We start from the raw sequence: 20,816 nt of genomic DNA on the forward strand, positions 1-20,816 counted from the left end.
AGTTGATCTTCCTTTCTTCTTTATTCGGTAATTTACAATACAAATATAAAATGAATATGTGTAAACCTTGTTTTCGTACAACATATATTATAGGTATTTAATACAAATAGTATGCCATTATTTTTGATTTTTGATACGCTTGAAATTATCGAGGAAATCATGAACGAAAAGATCTGTCCTAAAATTGTGAAATTAGAAATCTTCTTGTATTATTTCCGGTTGAAAAAATTTTTCTAATCGGGAAGAATGTTGTAATTTAGTGCAGTTTTTTCAAAACAAGTAAATGTATTAACCAATCTTTTAAAAATGATTGACCAGGAGGATAGAATTTTAAAAATTAACATTGAGAACGAGATGAAAAAATCATATATCGATTATTCGATGTCTGTGATTGTCGCTCGTGCTCTTCCCGATGTGAGAGATGGTTTCAAACCTGTACACCGTCGTGTACTGTTCGGAATGAACGAACTCGGGAATACATCTAATAAACCGTATAAGAAATCTGCCAGAATCGTTGGTGAAGTATTAGGGAAATACCACCCTCATGGCGATTCTTCTGTATATTTTGCAATGGTACGTATGGCTCAGGAATGGTCTTTACGTTATCCATTGGTGGATGGGCAGGGTAACTTCGGATCGGTAGATGGAGATAGCCCGGCTGCCATGCGTTACACGGAGGCCCGATTATCAAGATTAGCCGAAGAAATGTTGCGTGATATAGATAAAGAAACCGTTGATTTCCAAAACAATTTTGATGATACATTAAAAGAACCTCAGGTTTTGCCGACGCGGATTCCTAATTTGTTGATAAATGGAGCATCCGGTATTGCAGTAGGTATGGCTACCAATATGCCTCCGCATAATCTGACAGAAGCCATTAATGCGACTATCGCATTAATAGACAATCGGGAAATGGAAATTGCAGATTTGATGCACTATATCAAAGCTCCCGATTTCCCTACTGGCGGATATATATATGGTTATTCTGGAGTAAAAGAAGCCTTTGAGACCGGACGGGGGCGTATCGTTATCCGTGCCAAGGCAGAGATTGAAACGGAGGGAAATAAAGAGAAAATTGTTGTTACCGAAATTCCTTATTTGGTCAATAAAGCGGAGTTAATTAAGAATATTGCCGATCTCGTAGAAGAAAAACGATTGGATGGCATATCTAATATTAATGACGAGTCTGACCGAGCAGGAATGCGTATCGTCATCGATATCAAGAAAGATGCTAATTCGAGCGTTGTACTTAACAAATTGTATAAGCTTACTGCATTACAATCTTCGTTCAGTGTCAATAATATCGCATTGGTAAACGGACGTCCACAAGTGCTTAATTTGAAGCAGTTGATAGAAGCGTTCATCGATCATCGTCATGAAGTTGTTGTTCGTCGTACGCAGTTCGAATTGAGAGAAGCCGAGAAAAAAGCTCATATTCTTGAAGGACTCATTATTGCTTGTGATCATATAGACGAAGTAATTCAAATTATACGTTCTTCAAAAAGTCCGGATGAAGCTCGCGAACGTTTAATCGAACGTTTTGGTCTTACGGATGCGCAGTCAAGAGCTATCGTGGATATGCGCTTGCGCCAATTGACAGGTTTGGAACAAGATAAACTTCGTGAAGAATATAAAGCTCTTATGGAGTTAATAGCCTATTACAATCGTATCTTGTCTGATGATTCTGTCTGTATGCAGGTTGTAAAAGATGAATTGGTAGAGATTAAAGAAAAATATGGGGATGACCGGAAAACGGAAATCATCTATGCTTCGGAAGAATTTAATGCAGAAGATTTCTATGCCGATGACGAAATGATTATTACCATTTCTCACTTAGGGTATATTAAGCGGACTCCTCTTTCGGAGTTTCGTGCTCAAAATAGGGGAGGAGTCGGAGCAAAAGGAAGTGAAACGAGGGAAGAAGACTTTATAGAATATATTTATCCGGCTTCGATGCATAACTATATGCTTTTCTTTACACAGAAAGGGAAGTGTTATTGGTTAAAAGTATATGAGATTCCGGAGGGCGCTAAGAATTCTAAAGGCCGTGCTATTCAAAATATGTTGAATATTGATGCCGATGATAAAGTTAATGCCTTTATACGGGTTAAGCAATTGCAAGATCCCGAATACAATATGTCTCATAATTTATTGTTCTGCACACGTAAAGGTGTGATCAAGAAAACGAAGCTTGAAGCATATTCTCGGCCTCGTCAAAATGGTGTGAATGCAATTACCATACGGGAAGATGATCAAGTAATCCAAGTTCGTCTAACGACAGGTGACAGCCAAATTATTATGGCGAATAAACATGGTCGTGCCATTCGTTTCCATGAAAGTACGGTTAGAGAAATGGGGCGTACAGCAACCGGGGTTCGTGGTATGACGCTTGACGAAACAGGAGATGACGAAGTAATCGGAATGATTTGTATCAAAGATCCGGAAAAAGAAACTGTAATGGTCGTTTCCGAACAAGGATATGGTAAACGCTCTGAAATAGAAGATTATCGTATTACTAACCGTGGCGGTAAAGGCGTGAAGACTTTGAATATTACAGAAAAAACCGGGAATTTGGTTGCGATCAAGAGTGTTACCGATGAAAATGACTTGGTTATTATCAATAAATCGGGGATTACTTTACGAATGAAAGTTGCTGATGTCAGGATTATGGGGCGTGCAACGCAAGGAGTTCGGCTGATTAATCTTGAAAAGCGAAATGATGAAATTGCATCTGTATGTAAAGTTTTGTCAGAAACTGAATCGGATTCTTCTAATTCAGAAAATATAGATTCGGCATCTGAAATAAATGAAGCTGAGGCTTCGGAAACAACAGAATAAATTAATTTATACTTCTAATCCTAAAACGTGAAAAAAATGAAAAAGGTTCTATTGACAGCAGGTATATGTCTATTTGCCGGAAGCGTTTTTGCTCAAATGAAGAATGTGAATGCGGCATTTAATGAAGCAAAGATGCCAAAACCTAATTTTGGCGAGGCTCGTAAGTCCATTAATGAAGCTTTAAAGAATCCGGATACTAAGGATCTTGCAAAGACTTGGTATGTGGCAGGTTTTATTGAAAATAAGAGTTTTGAAAGCGATTACAATAAGACTCTTATAAAACAAAGTGTAAATGAGAAAAATATGTATAACGCTTTGTTGGATTCTTATGAAAAATATTTGGTAGCGGCAAAGTTGGATACGATGCCGAATGAAAAAGGGAAAGTGAAATCTAAATATCTGAAAGATATCAAGAATACGATTAAGAACAATCAACCTCATTTCTGGAGTGCCGGAGCTTATTTTTATAATGAAAAAGATTATAAAAAGGCTTATAAAATGTGGGAGATATATCAAGATATTCCCAAGTTGAATTTCATGGCCAAAGAAACTCTGAATGCAACGGACAGTTCCTATATGCAGATCAGATACTATGCTGCTTTAGCAGCTTTTCAAACAAAAGATAATAAGTTGGCGATTAAAGCATTGAATGAAGCTAAAAAAGACAACTATGAAATTCAGGATATTTATTATTATTTAGTTTATGCATATAGTCAAGAAAAAGATACTGTAAACCAGTTTAATACATTGAAGGAGGCTGTCGAGGTTTTAGGTGAGAAGGCAAATGATCCTAAATATCAGTTTATGTCTCAATTGATTAACTTATGTATTTATACGGGAAAAGGTGATGATGCGATAGCTTATTTGAAAAAAGCGTTGGAAGCTGATCCTAACATTGCTGAGTATTGGAAAGTTTTGGCTGTTCTATATTATGAAAATAAGAAAGATGAAGCAAATGCAGTGCAATGTTTAGAAAAAGCAATATCTGTAAAACCAGATTATGCCGAGGCTTATGGAGAGATGGGACGTATTTATTTTAATAAGGCTGTAACGGCAAGTAATGAAGCCAGCTTGATTAAAAATGATGCAGAATATCAGAAAGTAAGGGATGAAGTTGTGCTGGTTGCATATAAAAAAGCTCTTCCATGATCATGAAAAAGCTCATTCGATGAAACCTGATGAAAACGAATATATGATTGCATTAAGAGGCATATATTATAATTTGGGTGATGAAGCTAATTTAAAGAAAATAGAAGCTGAAATGAATGCATCTGAATAAAAATAATAAGTCATTGACAAAAGAGCGGAGACAGAATGTGATCTGTCCCCGCTCTTTTATTATATAGTAACCTCCGGCATTTGTATTAGAAAAGCTTCGGGAAAATTTTTGCGTATATATTGATCTATTATTTTTAAAGAGTCTTGAACAATGACTTCATCCGTATAGGGAGAGAGGTTGTATATAACAGAATATAATTTCAAATTTCTATTTTTAATAGCTTCAAGACTTAAGAGTGTATGGTTTATGCTTCCTAATCTACCGGAAGTCACTAATATTATGGGATAATTTTGTTGGGATATGTAATCGATCGTCAGTAAATCGGGAGTAAGGGGGACCATGAGCCCTCCTGCACCTTCTAACAGAACTACATCATATCTTTCCTTTAAAATTTTACTTGACAAGGTTATTGCATCAATATCCAATTCTTTTTTGTCAATCTTTGCTGCAAGATGGGGCGATGAAGGATAACTGAAGATTACTGGTGCTGTCAATTTTGAAATATCTTCCGGAAACATATTGATTTTCATTATTTTTCTATGAAGTTCAATATCCTCTGAGTATTCTTTGTTTCCTGTTTGTACCAATTTTTGTGTGATGACTTTTACATTCTGGTTTAGCAGTTGTCCGGCAAGCCATCCGGTTGCTATTGATTTTCCGATGTTCGTATCGATACCGCTAATAAAATAAATTCCTTTCATGATTTCTGTTTTTTTGATGCAATTATATAGATCGGGTGATATGTTAACGAAACTCCGTAGTCTGATTTGAACAGCTTATTGTATTGATTCGTAAAATACAATAAATCAGATTTTGTCCATTTTTCTGAGGTGATACCATTGACGCCTGAACGTTTTAAATGCAATAGTACATCTTTAGGTGATGGAAAATAAACAGTTTTGATCTCTTCTTTCATTTTGATAATCTGAAATGAAGAAGAAATAATATGCTCTAAATCTGGTTCTGTAAAGTAAGATAAGCCGATGTCGGTAATTTGTTTTATTTCTGTGAGGTTTTTCTCTCCGAATGTCGAAATCGCTACAAGCCCTTTCTCTGAAAGAGTACGGTTCATTTTTTCTGAAAATAATGGAAGATTCTCCAGCCATTGTATAGCAGATGATCCGGCTATCAGATCGTATTTATCCGGAAAATTAATTGTTTCCATATCTCCGGAAATAAATTTTATGTCATCGGGAATATAATTGACAACTTCAGAACAAAGATCGTTTGCAGTAATAGTTGCAGAAGGGAAACTGGTACGTAATAATCGTGTGAAGAAGCCTGTTCCGCATCCGATTTCTAAAATTGAAGATATAGGATGGTCTGAATATACAGATAACAATCGGCATAATTCCGTCGCTATTTGATATTGTACAAAGGCTTCTTGTTCATATGTGGAGATAGCCTTTGTAAATGATTTTCTTATTTGTTGTTTATTAATCGACATATTTATTAAAATCTAAAAAATGGGCTTCATCTATAATTTCGTATTTTATTTTTCCCCATGCTTTTAGTTGATTCTTTGTTGGAAAAATAAAATCACGCGTTCCTATTATCGCTTTATCCCATTGGAAGGTTGATGTCATATCTTTTTTAACCATTGATTGTATAGAGATTAATTCTTGTTTTAGGCTTTCAATAGATCTGAGGGAAGAGTGCTTTATAAAAAACTGAAAATTCTCTTTACTTCCACACATTCGTTTATTAAACTTTAGTAAGCTCTGTTCGTTCAATAAATCTATTGTTTTTTGGAAAATTATCGGATCTATGCCTCTTTCTTTTTCTATCGGAAAAATCGTTCCGTTTATTGCGACACTTTTCCGAATAGGTAAGTTACAATTCTGTAAAGTATAAGATGCGGCCCATACCCCCATCGACCATCCATACACATCGATTGCTTGATAATTTTTATAATGAGATTTTTCGAAATCTATATCCGTATAATCGAAACAGATGCAAGTGTCGAAATCCTTCTTATTGATAGATAAGGTATTTTGATCCATGCCCCAACCTGTGAAGAATAAAATCAGAGACTTATTATTTTCTTGTTTTGTAAAGTATTGTTTCATGATTTTGATAAATTCCTGATACAGTATATTAATCGATTTATTTCTTCTTCTGTACAATTTGCAGTTAGAGAGAGCCGTATTCTTGCTGTTCCATCAGGGACTGTCGGAGGACGTACCGGAAGGACATAAAATCCTTGTTTTTGGAGTTCTTTTGCCGCATTATGTGCCGACTCTGAAGAACCTGTGATATAAGGTATAATATGGCTGCTACTTTGTATTTCCTGGTTTTCCGAACTGAGTTCTTTTTTTAACAAGTTTGAGATTTTTTTTATATGTTCTCGTCGGCTATTCATGCCAACGGCTTTATTCAGTGTAAAAAGAGTCCATTTGAGATTGATCGGAGGTAGTGCTGTTGTAAAAATAAGTGTCCTCATTGTATTAATAAGATATTCTCGCATTGTCCTATTGCAAATCAAGAATGCTCCGCAAGATCCCAGCGCCTTTCCGAATGTACCGATTAAAAAATCGATATGTTCGATAATATTGTGTTCTTCACAACAACCCAGTCCGTTGTTTCCCCGTACACCGATTGCATGCGCTTCGTCTATATAAAGCATAATTGCCGGATATTTTTGTTTAAATCGGACCAATGTTCGTAAATCCGATTCATCTCCGTCCATACTGAAAATGCTTTCCGTAACAATAATTATGCGGTCATGGTGCTCTCCGGCTTGTTGTATGAGGCGTTCAAGCTGTCGATAATCATTGTGCTTGAAACGAATACATTTTGCTTGACTAAGACGGATGCCGTCAATAATACTTGCGTGTACTAACTTGTCGGCAAGTATCATTGAGCGGGATGTTGTTACTGCCGGAAGGATTCCCGTATTTGCATGATAACCGCTGTTGAATACTAATGCTGACTCTGAATGAAATAATTCAGCCAAACGTTTTTCTAAAACAATATGATCTTCGTAATTACCGGTTTGTAATCGGGACGAAGATGCGGAAAACTGTAAATCGGATTCTTTTAAGTTTTCTAAAAACTCGGAATATAAATGGCGGTCTGTTGCGATACCCAAATAATCATTGGAAGTAAGATTGGTAAACTCTTTATTTCCTACAATAACACCTTTTTCACTATTGGTTATTATTTGCAACCTCCTTAGGTTTCCGGAACTTTCTATTTCTTTTAGCCTGTCCTTAAAATATTTGTCTTTCATCGTTTTATTGTTTGCTTACTACACTTAATAACGCTGATGTCAGTTGAGTTAATTGATCTGGATTGATGATGTATGGAGGCATAATATATACTAATTTACCAAAAGGTCTTACCCATACACCATGTTCGACAAACTGACATTGTATTTTGGTCATGTCTACAACCTCTTTCATTTCAATGACTCCGATAGTACCTAATATACGGACATCTGCGACTTGTGGATATTCTTTGGCAGGAGAAAGAAATTCTTTTAATTGAGCTTCAATATTTTTAACCTGCATTTCCCAGTTGTTTTCTAATAATAGGTTGACAGAAGAAAGAGATATTGCACAAGCTAAAGGATTTCCCATAAAAGTTGGTCCGTGCATAAAGACACCGGGGAATCTGGAAGAGATTACATCAGCTACGTGATTTGTCGATAATACGGCAGCCATTGTAAGATATCCGCCGGTTAAGGCTTTACCGATGCACATAATATCTGGAGAGACATTAGCGTGTTCGCAAGCAAAAAGCTTTCCTGTACGACCGAATCCGGTAGCTATCTCATCGAATATTAATAAAAGGTGATATTCCTCACAGAGTTTTTTTGCCGCTTTTAGATATTGAGGATGATAAAATTTCATTCCTCCAGCACCTTGTACTATCGGTTCTAAAATCAATGCTGCAATATTTTCATGATGAGCTTTTATACATTCTTTTAATGGCACAATACAATTTTCATCCCAATCATCGTAAAAACGACAGCTTGGTGAAGGTACGAAATATCGGTGGGGAAGTGAACTCCCGAAAATAGAGTGCATGCCTGTCACAGGATCACAAACCGACATGGCATTCCATGTATCACCGTGATATCCCGACCGAATAGTAACAAAATTTGTTTTTTTATTTTTCCCTTGAGCATACCAATATTGCACAGCCATTTTAAGAGCTACTTCTACAGCCACAGATCCTGAATCACAATAGAATATCTTCTGGAGTCCTTCAGGGACTAACGTCAATAGCTTTTTCCCCAATTCTATTGCCGGACTATGAGTTAATCCTCCGAACATGATATGGGACATTTTAGACAATTGTTCTTGTGCTGCTCGATTTAGGACTGGATGATTGTATCCGTGTACGGCAGCCCACCAAGAAGACATTCCGTCAATTAGCTTTTTCCCGTTTTTTAGTTGAATATATACCCCGTCTGCCCGCTCTACTTCATACGTAGGTATGGGATTTGATGCAGATGTATAAGGATGCCATAAATGTTCTCTGTCAAAATTATTCGTTTTCATATTCATTGTCAATAGAATATCCGCAATTGGTAAATAGTTTTTTATCTTCGGCTACTTTAGAACCCACAGTCGTCAACATATCTCCGACGATAGAAGAATTGATACCGATCATTAGCGCTTTTTTCAGTGTATCTTGAGACAACTGCGCCCTTCCTCCGGCTAAACGTAAATATGCGTCGGGATTAATAAAGCGAAAGAGAGCGATAGTCGTGAGTATCTCGTCTGGAGATAATGGTGCGGTTTGTTCTAATGGTGTACCGGGTATGGGCTGTAATATATTGATAGGTATTGAATGTATGTTCAGTTGTTTCAAAGTAAAAGCCAATTCTATCCTTTGTTCTGCTGTTTCTCCCATGCCTATTATTCCCCCGGAACAAACTTCCATTCCAATTTCTTGTGCAGTACGAATTGTTTTTATTTTTTCTTCTTGAGTATGGGTAGAACACAAAGCCGGAAAATAGGAGGGAGCAGTCTCTAAGTTGCAGTGATACCGTTTTACCCCAGCGGCCAAGAGTAATGATAATTCTTGTTTATCCAAAAGGCCTAATGATGCGCAAAAACGAGTATTTGTATTAATGCTTGATATATGTTTGTATAAGTCGCATACCCGAGTTAATAGTTCTCCTTGAACTTTACGTCCGCTTGTGACTAATCCTAAATGATGTATTTTCTGTTGGAATACCTGAGAAGCTTGTTTCTTACACTCTTCTCGATCAATAAGGGAATATGTATTGATCTGGGTTTTGTAATGCCCGGATTGTGCACACCATTTACAATCTTCCGGACATTTTCCGGAGCGAGCGTTTATAATGGAACACATATCGAATTTGTTCTTACAAAAATGTTTTGTAATTTCTCCTGAGGCTTTATATAAAGCTTCTTTATCTGTGGTTTTAAGCAAAGAGAATGCTTCTCTTTCCGATAAATGTCCCCCTGATAGGACTTTGTCTTTTAATTTTTTGATCATATTTTTTTATAAAAAAAAGACCGGAAACTACGTGATAGACAGTAGTCTTCGGTCTCTATTTGGTATAATAGAAAATAAATACAATAAGGAATATCGTTTGATGGGATAACAGGTAATATCTCTGATTTTTTGAATAAAAATGAAGTATTTGGAGGGGTATCTTCATCATTTTCATCAACTTCCGAGTGGCAAGTAAAGCCGCTTTTTTCTGGTGTATAGAGAATACCTTTTTGTTTTTTCAAGGAAATATCGATGATTGATTTACATACACATCCGATATTTACACATTTCCCGATACTTTGAAATGCTGCAAATTGATATCGACTCCAACGACGGAAACGAATGGTTTTCGAAATATTTTTTATGCTTAAAGTCATCAGTTGCAAATGTAATAGAAATAACTATAAAAAGAGTATTTTGTCTTTCTTTTAATTGCAGGATTTAATAAAACTTTGCATGTGATTTTATTACATTCTTCTTATATTTGATGCATAAATTGATATTTGAATATTCAATGAAATTGAGAACTTGTATATATATTGTTGTTTTATTGGGAGTAATAGAGTCCTTTTGTGGTGAACCTCTTTTTGCTAAACGGAAAAAAGATAAAATAGAAGAGGCAAAACCGAGTGCTGAGGAATTGTTCGTTAAAAATAATTTTGAAGAAAAAAGGTGTGCCGAATGGACTAAAGGACGACGATTTATTTATGTTAGCAATGACCTTTCTCTTTTATTAAAGCCGGAACAGGATACAGTTCCGATACATGTCTCGTTTAAAAATAAGATTTTCACATTCGAAGGTATGATTGAAAAATCCATACTCGGACAGGCGCAGTATGCTGTATTGATTTTTGATTGTGAGGGGATAAAATACCAGTATAGAACCGAAAAGACTATAAAAGAGATAAAGGATAGCGATTATAAACCTTTACTGCCTGACATGGTTGCTGAAGAGGATGTACTGAAAGCCCGGAAAATGTTGATAGGAAAGACTTTATATATCAAAACATCTATTTGGTATGATGAGAACGGTGTGGAAATAGGAGGTCATAAATTCGTCCCGGTGGTGATCAAAGATATATTGCCCGGAGATAAGGTATTACCGATAAAGTTTGTTTTTGAGGATAATGTCGGAAATACGGCAAATGTATTAGGTACTTTATTCCCGGAAACATTAGCGACACAATATACGACGTTTGACAGACTTTTTAGTTTTGATAACCCGAGGAATCTGTATAAAACAATCTCTGATGTAAATTGGGATCTTATAACTAAGTCTAAAGTAATGAAAGGGATGACAAAGGATGAGTGTCGTTTGTCATTAGGCCGGCCTAATGATGTGAGAAGAATACCGACTTATGGGGGATTGAAAGAACAATGGTTTTATAATACAGGGAGTTATCTTTTTTTTGAAGACGGGATTTTGACAGACTTCAGATTATAAATTTTAAAATTTACCTTATGATAACAATAGAAGAGAATAAATCTCTGCAACAATTACATACTTTTCATTTATCTGTTTTAGCCCGGTGGTTTGCCGAATATCAATCAATAGAAGAGTTGATAGACTTATTAAAAACCGATTTATTGAGAGAGAATCCATTCTTGCAAATCGGGGGAGGTAGTAATTTATTGTTTACATCCGATTATGAAGGAGTAATATTACATTCGAAAATAAAATTCATCGAAGTGGTATCGGAAACTTCTGAATATGTAACTGTAAAAGCCGGTTCAGGAGTGGTTTGGGACGATTTTGTTAAATATTCGGTAAGTAATGGATGGGGTGGAGTAGAAAACTTATCATTAATTCCCGGAGAAGTCGGAGCAAGTGCCGTCCAGAATATCGGAGCTTATGGTGTTGAAGTGAAAGATATTATTCTGCAAGTAGAGGCGATTGAGGTGGCAACAGGCCAAGAACGGACTTTTACGACGGCAGAGTGTATGTATGGATATAGAGACAGCATATTCAAGAAAGAAATGAAAGGTAAATATATTATAACATCGGTGATATATTTGCTCCGAAAAAATCCGGTTTATCATCTTGATTATGGGAATCTTCGTCATGCTATCGGCAATAAAAATATTAATTTGCAAACTATAAGGGATACTGTGATAGAAATTAGAAAATCGAAACTTCCCGATCCTGACGATTATGGAAATGCCGGTAGTTTTTTTATGAATCCGGTCATTCCTGTTTCTCAATACAATCTGTTAAAAGAAAAATATCCGGAAATACCGTTTTATCCAGTTGATACCCAGTCTGTGAAAGTCCCGGCAGCATGGCTTATTGATAAAGCCGGGTGGAAAAATAAAATGTTGGGAGGAGCAGCAGTACATGATAAACAGTGTTTAGTATTAATAAATAAAGATAATGCTGTAGCAAAGGATATTATAGATTTGGCTCAAAATATAGTTGATTCTGTAAAATCTCTTTATGGAATAACAATTAAACCTGAAGTAAATTATATATAGTTTCTGCCGAAATATTATGCAAATTAAATTTTTAGGAACAGGGACATCGACCGGAGTACCTGAAATTGCATGCCATTGTGAAGTTTGTTCTTCGAACGATCCGAGAGACCGAAGATTAAGGACATCGGCGTTGTTTACAATAAAGAGTAAAAATATTTTAATAGATTGTGGTCCGGATTTTCGGCAACAGATGTTATGCAGTCATACAGAAAAGATCGATGCGGTTTTATTAACCCATGTACATTATGATCATACGAGTGGTTTAGATGAGTTGCGAGTTTTTTGTAAAGAGCATTCTGTGGATGTCTTTTTAGAGCCTTGGGTTGCAGATGCGATAAGGGCAAGAATACCTTATTGTTTTGTCGAACATCCTTATCCGGGTGTTGCAAGTCTTAATCTAAATGAGATTGGCACAGATCCGTTTTGCGTACAGGATATCTCTGTAATACCGATTCGAGTAATGCATTATAAACTTCCCATATTAGGTTATCGTATTGAAGATGTGGCCTATATTACGGATATGTTATATATCTCGGAGGAAGAGATGGAGAAAATAAAAGATGTTAAAATATTAATTATTAATGCATTGCGTCATACAGAACATATATCTCATCAGACATTAGACATGGCATTGAGTCTCATAAAACGTGTAAAGCCCGAAAGAGCTTATCTTATTCATATGAGCCACCATATGGGATTACATGAAGTGGAATCGAAAAAATTACCTGAGAATGTATATTTCGCCCATGACGGATTACTAATCGACACGGAATATATATAAACGAACAACTAATCTATAACTTCAGTTGTTTTATTAAAGTAATTCAATTCTAAAAAGTTTTTTATGAAAAAGACAACTGAACCGAACGTGGAGATAGGAACTTCTGCTGCTCCAGAGATGTTTTACATTAAAATTTTAGCAGACGGACCATATTTAGTATATGGAAATCCCCCTATTGATCAAGAAATTATTATGCCTAATGAAGATGGAGCTTCTTGGGTTTATAAAAAAGGACGTCATTACAAGACCGAAGGTGAATATACGGCACTTTGTCGTTGTGGTGAATCTTGTAAAAAACCTTTTTGCGATGGTTCTCATTCTAAAGCGGACTGGAATCCGGAAGAAACAAGCGACAAACGTCCTTTATTGGAAGATGCCGAACTGTTCGAAGGTCCGGCAATGGTATTGGCCGATAATGAGAAATATTGTGCTTTTGCTCGTTTTTGTGATGCATACGGTCGTATCTGGAATATTGTACAGATTGCGAAAACTCAAGATGAAATAGACCTTGTCAAACATGAGGCTGGTCATTGTCCAGCTGGACGCTTGGTTGTATGGGATAAAAAAACAAAAAAAGTTTTTGAACCGTCGTTTGATCCTTCAATTGGGATTATAGAGGATCCCGGAATCAAGGTAAGTGGTCCTATATGGGTGAAAGGTGGAATTCGTGTTGAGAGTGCTGACGGAAGTAGCTATGAGATTAGAAATAGAGTTACTTTGTGCCGTTGTGGTCAATCTTCCAATAAACCTTTTTGTGACGGGACTCACGCTTCTATGCATTTTAGAGATAATTTGCCTTTAGAAGCCGGTAAAGAAGAATGGTAGTTCTATTTTCAAGTATGTTTTTCCGTTCCGGACTATGAGACGTGTAGGGATGGATAAACAGCTCTAAAGTAGGGGTATAAGAACTTATTAAAGTTTTGTTTGTGGCTGTTTTGAGGATACTCTTTCGAGGATATTTTTCTGTTTTTGCAAAGATGATAACGGGCTATTTGATGATTAAAAACGGGGAAAAAGACCAAAAGAAAATGAAAAAATGATCTGATAATATTTTCTTATTGGAAAATTAAGACTGGCTCTAAAAGTCTGAGTATATACTTTTACTCAAAAATTTAGGCCAGTTCTTATTTATAAAACAGATTTTCGACCAATGGAATCAACAAAGATGTCATAATTCCCATCAGTCCTATTGCAAGTCCGCTAATAGCTCCTTCTACCGCACCGAGTTCTATTGCCTTAGCTGTACCTAAACCGTGCGCAGCCGCGCCAAGAGCAAGACCTTTGGCAACCCGGCTTTTTATATGTAATTTACGAAGAATAAACGGCCCGATAATTCCACCTAATATACCGCATATAACGACAGTAATAGCTGTTAATGACGGAATTCCTCCACTTTTTGCAGAAAGGCTTAATGCTATGGGGGTAGTAACGGATTTAGGCTCTAATGAGACAATGACACTATGTTCTACTCCCATTAGTTTGCAAATCCAAATTACGCTTACGATCCCTACTAAACTTCCGACAATAATAGAAGAAGTGATGGATAGAACTTTTCCTTTTAAATATCCGATTTGTTCGTATAAAACATAACCCAATGCTACGACAGAAGGTCCTAACATGAAATGTATCATGTAACTGCCTTTGGAAAAAGTCTCGTAATCGATTCCTGCCCATTTTAATACTCCAATAATAATCGCTATACTGATAATAATGGGATGGAGCAGCGCAATTTTACTTTTGGTATAAATATATGTTCCTGATAAATAACTTGCTAATACGAGAAATAACAAAAATGGGGTAGAAGATAATATTTCGTTCATATAAATACAGTTTATAGCTTTTTTTCTAATTTATCTTGCATATATCCGACAACAGCGATAATAACAGCTGTCGTTACGACAGATACGATTAATAATGCTGCCCAATAGCGAGAAATGAGATCGAAAGATGCCATAAGACCGACTCCTGCAGGAACAAAAAAAAGTGCCATATTCTGTGTCAATGCGTTCGATACACTTCTTACATCTCGAGGTTTTACGAATTTCAGTAAAAGAGACAAAAATAACAGAACCATTCCGTAAACACTGCCCGGGACAATTCCATTAATTAAAAAACTTAAGCATTCTCCTAAAAAATAGAATAACATAATAATAGATGCACCTTTAACCATAATTTTTATATATAATAAAGTCCGTCTTTAACTTGAACAAATTGTTCATCACATAAGAAACGTAATGTTTCTACTATTTTTTCCTGTGAAAAAGGAATACGTGCTATAATTGTGTCGAGACTACATTTATCAGCTTGCAATAGTTTGTAGATTTCTTTTTCTATTCGGGAGAAATCTCCAGAAGTTAATTCTCCGGATTTTTGTTGCAAACAAATATCGCATAATCCGCATTCTCTGTTAAATGTCTCGCCAAAATAGTTTAATAATATTTGTGTTCTGCATTTTTTATCGTGAAGTACATATTCCAACATACTATGAATGCGATGAGAAAAACGTTCTTTGCGTTCTTCATAAACATTTCGGGGTATTGATAAATATTTCAGATCCTCTCGAGGTGTGGTATATATAATAAAAGGTGTCCTTTTTTGCGGTATGTAGTGTAAAATATGCTGTTTTGAAAAATAGATTAAGTTTTCGTATACCTCTTGAGGGGAGAGCCCGCTTCGTCTTGACAAGAGATCTTCCTGAATAAAAACGTAATCGGCGAATAAACCTGTATAGGAACGAAGTAAACATTGTAATAATTCTTCTTTTTCATAATCGTCCGTTTGCAATTTGTACAATTCATCACGTTGTACGGTTATCATTACTCTCGACAGAGATTCTACTTCTTCCGTAAACTCTATATATTGAGCTTGTTCTAATATTTTTAGTGCGTTAAATGTCGGTAATATGGGAAATTTAAACGTTTTGCAGAATGTGTTTAAATTGAAATCAAAAACAGAATTCATTCCCGATCCGACTGCTACTTGCAAAAAGTTTCCTAATGCTTCATATACACGAGATATAAATTCTCGTTCGGGAAACATATCACGGATTCTCTTTTCTAATTTTACCTTATCGGCATTTGCATATAAAATAACAGCATATGCCTGGAGCCCATCTCTTCCTGCGCGTCCGGCTTCTTGATAGTACTCTTCCGGAGAGTTAGGTAAATCCAAATGAATAACGAGTCGTACATCCGGTTTATCTATGCCCATTCCAAAAGCATTTGTGGCGACAATTACCCGACAATGATCTTCTTTCCAGGATTGTTGCTTACGGTTTTTATCTTCTGATTTTAAACCTGCATGATAAAAATCCGCACTGATTTTGAATCTTCTTAATTCTTCCGCAATCTCTTTTGTTTTTTGTCTGCTGCGGACATAGATTATGGCACTTCCCGGAACACGATTGAGAATATGTATTAATTGTTGAATTTTATTTTCTCCGTAGCGTACTACATAAGAAAGATTAGGGCGGAAAAAACTTTTTTGAAAGACTTTTCCTTTTTTGAAATGGAGTTTTTCTTGTATATCTTCTACGACTTGGGGAGTTGCAGTTGCAGTCAAGGCTAATACGGGAACATCGGGGAATAAAGTCCTTATGTCGGCAATTTTTATATATGAAGGTCTGAAATCATACCCCCATTGGGAGATGCAATGGGCTTCATCCACCACTAATAGAGAGACTTTCATTGCTTTTACTTTGGATAGGAAAAGATCGTTTGAAAGACGTTCCGGAGAAATGTATAAAAACTTATATTTACCGAATATGCAATTTTCTAATGTAACGATCGTTTCGTGACGAGTTAATCCGGAATATAGATAAGCCGCTTTAATATCTCTGGCTCTAAGATTATCCACCTGATCTTTCATTAATGCGATCAGAGGTGTTATAACTAAACAAATTCCATCCATAGCTAGGACAGGAACTTGAAATGTTAAGGATTTCCCTCCTCCTGTCGGCATCAAGCCCAAGGTATCATTTCCTGTCAGTACGGAATTGATAATATCTTCTTGTAAAGGTCTGAATGTATCATATCCCCAATATCGTTTTAATATTTCGTAGATGTTTTGTCCCATACCTATGTTCGAGGTTGCAAAATTACAAATTGTAATGGCATATTTTTCTTTTTGACGATTATTTTGTGTATAATAAAACCGGCTTCGAATATATATTATCAAAGCCGGTTGAAAAATTTCAATTTTATATGTTATATTATCGAGTTTGAGAATATTCAATAAAATTGTATATCAATTTTTTAGCTACATCAGAAGATCCAGAGGTCAGGTTTAGATTCGGCATAATATCTAATGTGGAGAAGATTATTTTACCTTTACCGCAAGGGATAATTCCTACGGCTGTTCCAAGATTAAAGCCATGACTTCTATATACTCCTGCAACCAATTCTTCCCCTTCAAGTTTTAGCCCTAACCTATGATCTCCGTCATGAACTAATGCTTGATAAGGCCAGCTCATACCGACATTGCCAGGCAGATCTTTAAATAGGGGATGTGCTTTTACGAAATGAACTCCACCGACCCAATTTCTTCCCATTGCAAAATTACCTTTATTTTTAAGATTTGTGTATTTAGAGATGACATCCATCCATGTTTCTGCTGATTCTAATAAAATAAGGGTGGTGCCGTCATTTTTGCAACGATCTATTAATGATTTAGGATCAAGAGTCGCATTTCCAGGTGTAGACCATTGCAATTGAATTGTTCCGGTTTGTTTTTGTTGTCGGTATTCTACTTGGATATTTATGGCTTTTCCTGCTTCAAGAGTAACAGGTCGTTGGTAAGTGTACATTTTTTTGTTACCCCACTCATCAATTACCCGTTGTCCATTAATAGAAAGGCGTAAGCCCCCATCTGTATTGACCGCTATAAGATATTGTCCGGAAACAGAAGGCATGAGTTTTCCTTTCCATATTGCAGAAAACGGTTGATTTGCTGATACAGAAGCATCTGGTTGCGCACCGTCTGCGAATTGGAAATCAATGTGCGTGTCTGTACGAGTTCCTGCGGCTTCTCTTAAATCGTCGTCTTTAAAGAAGGTTGCAACAATTCCCGGTTTATCATCATTGGTTATGTATGCTTCGGGTTGTATTTTTTGTGGGGCATCTAATGGAGGACGTGTAATGACAACCCAGTCCAATTTGCCTGCATTTTCAGAAAAATCGGTAAGTATATTTCCGGTTTCTTGTTTATAAAAACTTACAAACGTATTTTTTGTGTCATTTTTATAAATAGCCCCAGTGCCCGATAATTTTTGGGAATCCCAATTTACTCCTAATACTTGGTCTTTCCCCGAAGCCTGTTTTTCTTTATTCAGATTGTATAAATTCGCTTCTATTGAAAACATTCCGGATTGATTGTTTAAAGGAAGTAGCATATTTTCGATTAGTAATTCTCCGAACATTTCTCCTCCAGAAAGCTGAACATTCTTATTTTCTTGATATATATTTTTACCATTCGGGTCTTTTACATTGATAGATAAAATATGTTTTCCTTTCAGATTTTTTTCATTGACGATATAAAAATCTACTGGAACAGGATTCGGAGTATGGATAATTTGTTTTCTCGGGCTAATTGCCACATAAAGCGGCTGGTTATAATATGCCAAAATTTTAGAGTCTCCTTTTGCATTCCTATAAAGATCCACTACTCCGGAATGGTTGTCATAGGGCATGGATTCCCACCCGTTAATTACATAGCAGTCTCCTAAGTTCTGCATTCTCATGCCTTGAATTCTACGACCTTGGTGTTCGAATGATATGTCTCCCATTTTTTCGGTGAGCATATCGACAGTTTTGAAATATGGCTCTAAATTTTTATCTGCGAAAAATTTACAAAACTCTTTATATTGTTTTTGCCAAAATTTTCCGTCCCATCCGGTTTTCCCGGTTTTGGAGAGATAATCGTCTATTTCTTTGATACGAGGAGGTGTAGAAATTGCAGCTTCTTCTCCACGCATATATATTTCGGTGTTATTATTGGTGTACATAAGATTGTCAGTCGGTGATTTATAAAAATCTTCTCTCCAAGTTTCTGGACCTCCGGCCCTATGGTTATCAAACCAGCCGTTCATGTATAGTTTTGTATCAAACGGACGGAAGTGGGCTTTTGAATCTTCTAAAGCATCTTTTTTGTTAGCCCATCCAGAGGTGAATGTAATTGTTCGACTCGGATCGATGGCATGTGCATCCCGCATATCCTCGAATCGTTTTGCTACCAATTCTTTATCTTTGGATAAACGACCACCGAATTCATTAATCATATTATAAATAATCAGACTGGGATGACTTCTGTCCCGTTTAATCATACGGAATACTTTTTCACGTAAAATAGTCCGGATAAAAGGATCATGAGTGCCCGAATGAAAAGAGCCGGGTTCTTCATAATATAACAGTCCCATTTCGTCAGCTTTGTCCAATACAACGGGAGTTCCTATGTTTCTATGAAAGTTCAGCATATTGAGACCTAACTGTTTTGCTGTAGTTATTTGTTTCTCGGCCATTTCTGGAGTTGCGATTAATCCCGTTACTGGCCAATATCCCCAAGAAATAGCACTTCTCAGCATAATACGACGGCCGTTCAATTTTAATGTAGCTTCTTCTCCAATATTTTCTGGTGCGAACCATCGAAAACCGAAAGTTCGTTCATCATTATCTTTATTGGAAAGAGATACTTTGCTCACATATAAATTGGGAGATTCTATATCCCAAATTTTTGCATTCGGAGCATCTACTTCTATTGTTACCTGGCTATCGCCTTGAGGAATTTGGTGATTTTTTATTTGCTTTGAAAATATTTTTATCGATGGATTATTTTTTTCAACAATATCGAGATTGATATTTTGCTTTAATTTTCTATCTGTCAGATTTCGTATAGAGATAATTGCATTTACTTTTGTCTTTTGCGGTGTATTTTGCATGTAAATGTCAGATATATATACCGGATTTAATGCTTTCAAGTTCACATCTCCAAGTATGCCTCCAAAACCGCGTCCCGGTGGGATCAAATATTTTCCCCAATTCATGACGTCGAAATCTTGCCAGTGAAAATTTCCTCCGGGATTGGTAACACGGACAGCAAGAAGTTGCTTTTCTCCCGGACGTATAGCTTTAGTCACATTTGCTTCGAATGGAGTTTCTCCAACAATATCATATGCTACGAGTTGTCCGTCAAGATAGACTTCTGCTTTCATTCTTACAGCTCCAAACTCTAAAATAAATGTCGCGTCTTTCAGATCTTTAGGGATATCGAGAGTTCTAAACCACCAGCTGACACCGGAAAAATCTGTAGGCTGAGGCCAGTCCGATACGGTCATGTATTCTTCGACAGTCCCCGGCACACTTACTTTTTTTGCGGTGTTTGCATTTAATGATTCCCAGCCTCCGGTGGGCGGATTAACCGGCAGTTTGGATAGATCTGACACTTCTGTCGGCAGATATAACCGGTCATTATTCCAGCCGGCAGGAGAATTTGCCGATAATGTTGATAATCTCGCCACTTCGCTTGGAAGATAAAGTTTGTCATTTTTCCATTCAGCTTTCGTGTCACGCCATAAATACCATTCCGATCCGGATAGAGGAATAATAACACGGGATTGATTTCTTGTGGATGCAATCCCTAAAAGAGTATTGAGCAGGAGTAAATAGCTCAATAAATGAATTTTTTTCATGTTTATTCTGATTTTTAGATAAAGTTTTTATGTTACAAAATAAGGTTTCTCCTATTAATATTTTATCGAGATATGTATTAAAAGGCGCATAATATCCTATTAAAAATTATATTATTCGGTAATATGAACTGTTTACTGACAAAAATGTTATTAATATCCAGAGTCGAGAAGTGTAAAAGCTGTCAGTATTATTTTTAAGTTAATTATAGTCGCTGTCTTTTTGGCAGATTTTTAGTAAAAAATATATTTGGCATAAAATTAGCTATAAGATTATTGCTTCTCAAGCAATG

General features: G+C 36.2%; 15 protein-coding genes and 1 pseudogene. 6 read left to right on the top strand and 10 right to left on the bottom strand.

Going from position 1 to position 20,816, the window contains the following annotated elements; all coding sequences use genetic code 11:
• Nucleotides 1-306 precede the first annotated feature (306 nt).
• Both gyrA and QUE35_RS01950 read left to right on the top strand, forming a co-directional pair.
• A complete protein-coding gene (gene gyrA, locus QUE35_RS01945; RefSeq protein WP_009316987.1) occupies nt 307-2,838 on the top strand; it encodes a DNA gyrase subunit A in 2,532 nt (843 codons plus the stop codon).
• A gap of 36 nt (nt 2,839-2,874) precedes the next feature.
• Nucleotides 2,875-3,987, top strand: a complete 1,113-nt coding sequence (locus QUE35_RS01950; protein WP_286261905.1) for a tetratricopeptide repeat protein — start codon at nt 2,875-2,877, stop codon at nt 3,985-3,987.
• Between the two features lie 189 nt (nt 3,988-4,176).
• Here QUE35_RS01950 and bioD read toward each other — a convergent pair whose 3' ends face one another.
• The 6 genes and pseudogenes from bioD to QUE35_RS01980 form a co-directional block, all read right to left on the bottom strand.
• Nucleotides 4,177-4,821 (bottom strand): dethiobiotin synthase, encoded by a 645-nt coding sequence (gene bioD, locus QUE35_RS01955; RefSeq protein WP_087879953.1) that lies wholly within the window; start codon nt 4,819-4,821, stop codon nt 4,177-4,179.
• A complete protein-coding gene (bioC, locus tag QUE35_RS01960; RefSeq protein ID WP_022602735.1) occupies nt 4,815-5,564 on the bottom strand; it encodes a malonyl-ACP O-methyltransferase BioC in 750 nt (249 codons plus the stop codon). Before bioC ends, bioD begins: the two co-directional genes overlap by 7 nt.
• On the bottom strand, nt 5,554-6,186 hold the full coding sequence (locus tag QUE35_RS01965) for a pimeloyl-ACP methyl esterase BioG family protein (RefSeq protein ID WP_022602734.1): 633 nt from the start codon (nt 6,184-6,186) through the stop codon (nt 5,554-5,556). Before QUE35_RS01965 ends, bioC begins: the two co-directional genes overlap by 11 nt.
• Nucleotides 6,183-7,349 (bottom strand): 8-amino-7-oxononanoate synthase, encoded by a 1,167-nt coding sequence (locus QUE35_RS01970; protein WP_022602733.1) that lies wholly within the window; start codon nt 7,347-7,349, stop codon nt 6,183-6,185. Before QUE35_RS01970 ends, QUE35_RS01965 begins: the two co-directional genes overlap by 4 nt.
• Before the next feature lie 4 nt (nt 7,350-7,353).
• Nucleotides 7,354-9,592: pseudogene (gene bioA, locus QUE35_RS13730) on the bottom strand (adenosylmethionine--8-amino-7-oxononanoate transaminase).
• The gene (locus QUE35_RS01980; RefSeq protein WP_022602730.1) at nt 9,589-9,969 is read right to left on the bottom strand and encodes a hypothetical protein; all 381 of its coding nucleotides are present in this window, start codon (nt 9,967-9,969) and stop codon (nt 9,589-9,591) included. Before QUE35_RS01980 ends, bioA begins: the two are co-directional and overlap by 4 nt.
• A gap of 137 nt (nt 9,970-10,106) precedes the next feature.
• Here QUE35_RS01980 and QUE35_RS01985 point away from each other — a divergent pair, with 137 nt between their 5' ends.
• The 4 genes from QUE35_RS01985 to QUE35_RS02000 all read left to right on the top strand — a co-directional run bounded on the left by QUE35_RS01985 (nt 10,107) and on the right by QUE35_RS02000 (nt 13,670).
• On the top strand, nt 10,107-11,036 hold the full coding sequence (locus QUE35_RS01985; RefSeq protein WP_147404857.1) for a hypothetical protein: 930 nt from the start codon (nt 10,107-10,109) through the stop codon (nt 11,034-11,036).
• A gap of 17 nt (nt 11,037-11,053) precedes the next feature.
• On the top strand, nt 11,054-12,064 hold the full coding sequence (gene murB / locus QUE35_RS01990; RefSeq protein WP_022602728.1) for a UDP-N-acetylmuramate dehydrogenase: 1,011 nt from the start codon (nt 11,054-11,056) through the stop codon (nt 12,062-12,064).
• A 16-nt stretch (nt 12,065-12,080) separates the two neighbouring features.
• Nucleotides 12,081-12,845, top strand: coding sequence for an MBL fold metallo-hydrolase (locus QUE35_RS01995; RefSeq protein ID WP_022602727.1), 765 nt, complete (start codon nt 12,081-12,083; stop codon nt 12,843-12,845).
• A 63-nt stretch (nt 12,846-12,908) separates the two neighbouring features.
• Nucleotides 12,909-13,670 (top strand): CDGSH iron-sulfur domain-containing protein, encoded by a 762-nt coding sequence (locus QUE35_RS02000; protein WP_022602726.1) that lies wholly within the window; start codon nt 12,909-12,911, stop codon nt 13,668-13,670.
• Nucleotides 13,671-13,969: 299 nt separating this feature from the next.
• Here the strand turns inward: QUE35_RS02000 and QUE35_RS02005 are convergent, their stop codons facing one another.
• The 4 genes from QUE35_RS02005 to QUE35_RS02020 form a co-directional block, all read right to left on the bottom strand.
• Complete coding sequence (locus QUE35_RS02005; protein ID WP_009317003.1) at nt 13,970-14,665, bottom strand: LrgB family protein; 696 nt, start codon at nt 14,663-14,665, stop codon at nt 13,970-13,972.
• Nucleotides 14,666-14,676: 11 nt separating this feature from the next.
• Entirely contained in the window at nt 14,677-15,015 is a 339-nt protein-coding gene (locus tag QUE35_RS02010; RefSeq protein WP_022602722.1) for a CidA/LrgA family protein, read from the bottom strand.
• A 5-nt stretch (nt 15,016-15,020) separates the two neighbouring features.
• On the bottom strand, nt 15,021-16,919 hold the full coding sequence (locus QUE35_RS02015; RefSeq protein ID WP_031258904.1) for a RecQ family ATP-dependent DNA helicase: 1,899 nt from the start codon (nt 16,917-16,919) through the stop codon (nt 15,021-15,023).
• Between the two features lie 136 nt (nt 16,920-17,055).
• The gene (locus tag QUE35_RS02020) at nt 17,056-20,526 is read right to left on the bottom strand and encodes a PA14 domain-containing protein (RefSeq protein ID WP_022602718.1); all 3,471 of its coding nucleotides are present in this window, start codon (nt 20,524-20,526) and stop codon (nt 17,056-17,058) included.
• Nucleotides 20,527-20,816: the final 290 nt, after the last annotated feature.

The sequence above is a fragment of the Coprobacter fastidiosus genome (assembly GCF_030296935.1).
Taxonomy (GTDB): domain Bacteria; phylum Bacteroidota; class Bacteroidia; order Bacteroidales; family Coprobacteraceae; genus Coprobacter; species Coprobacter fastidiosus.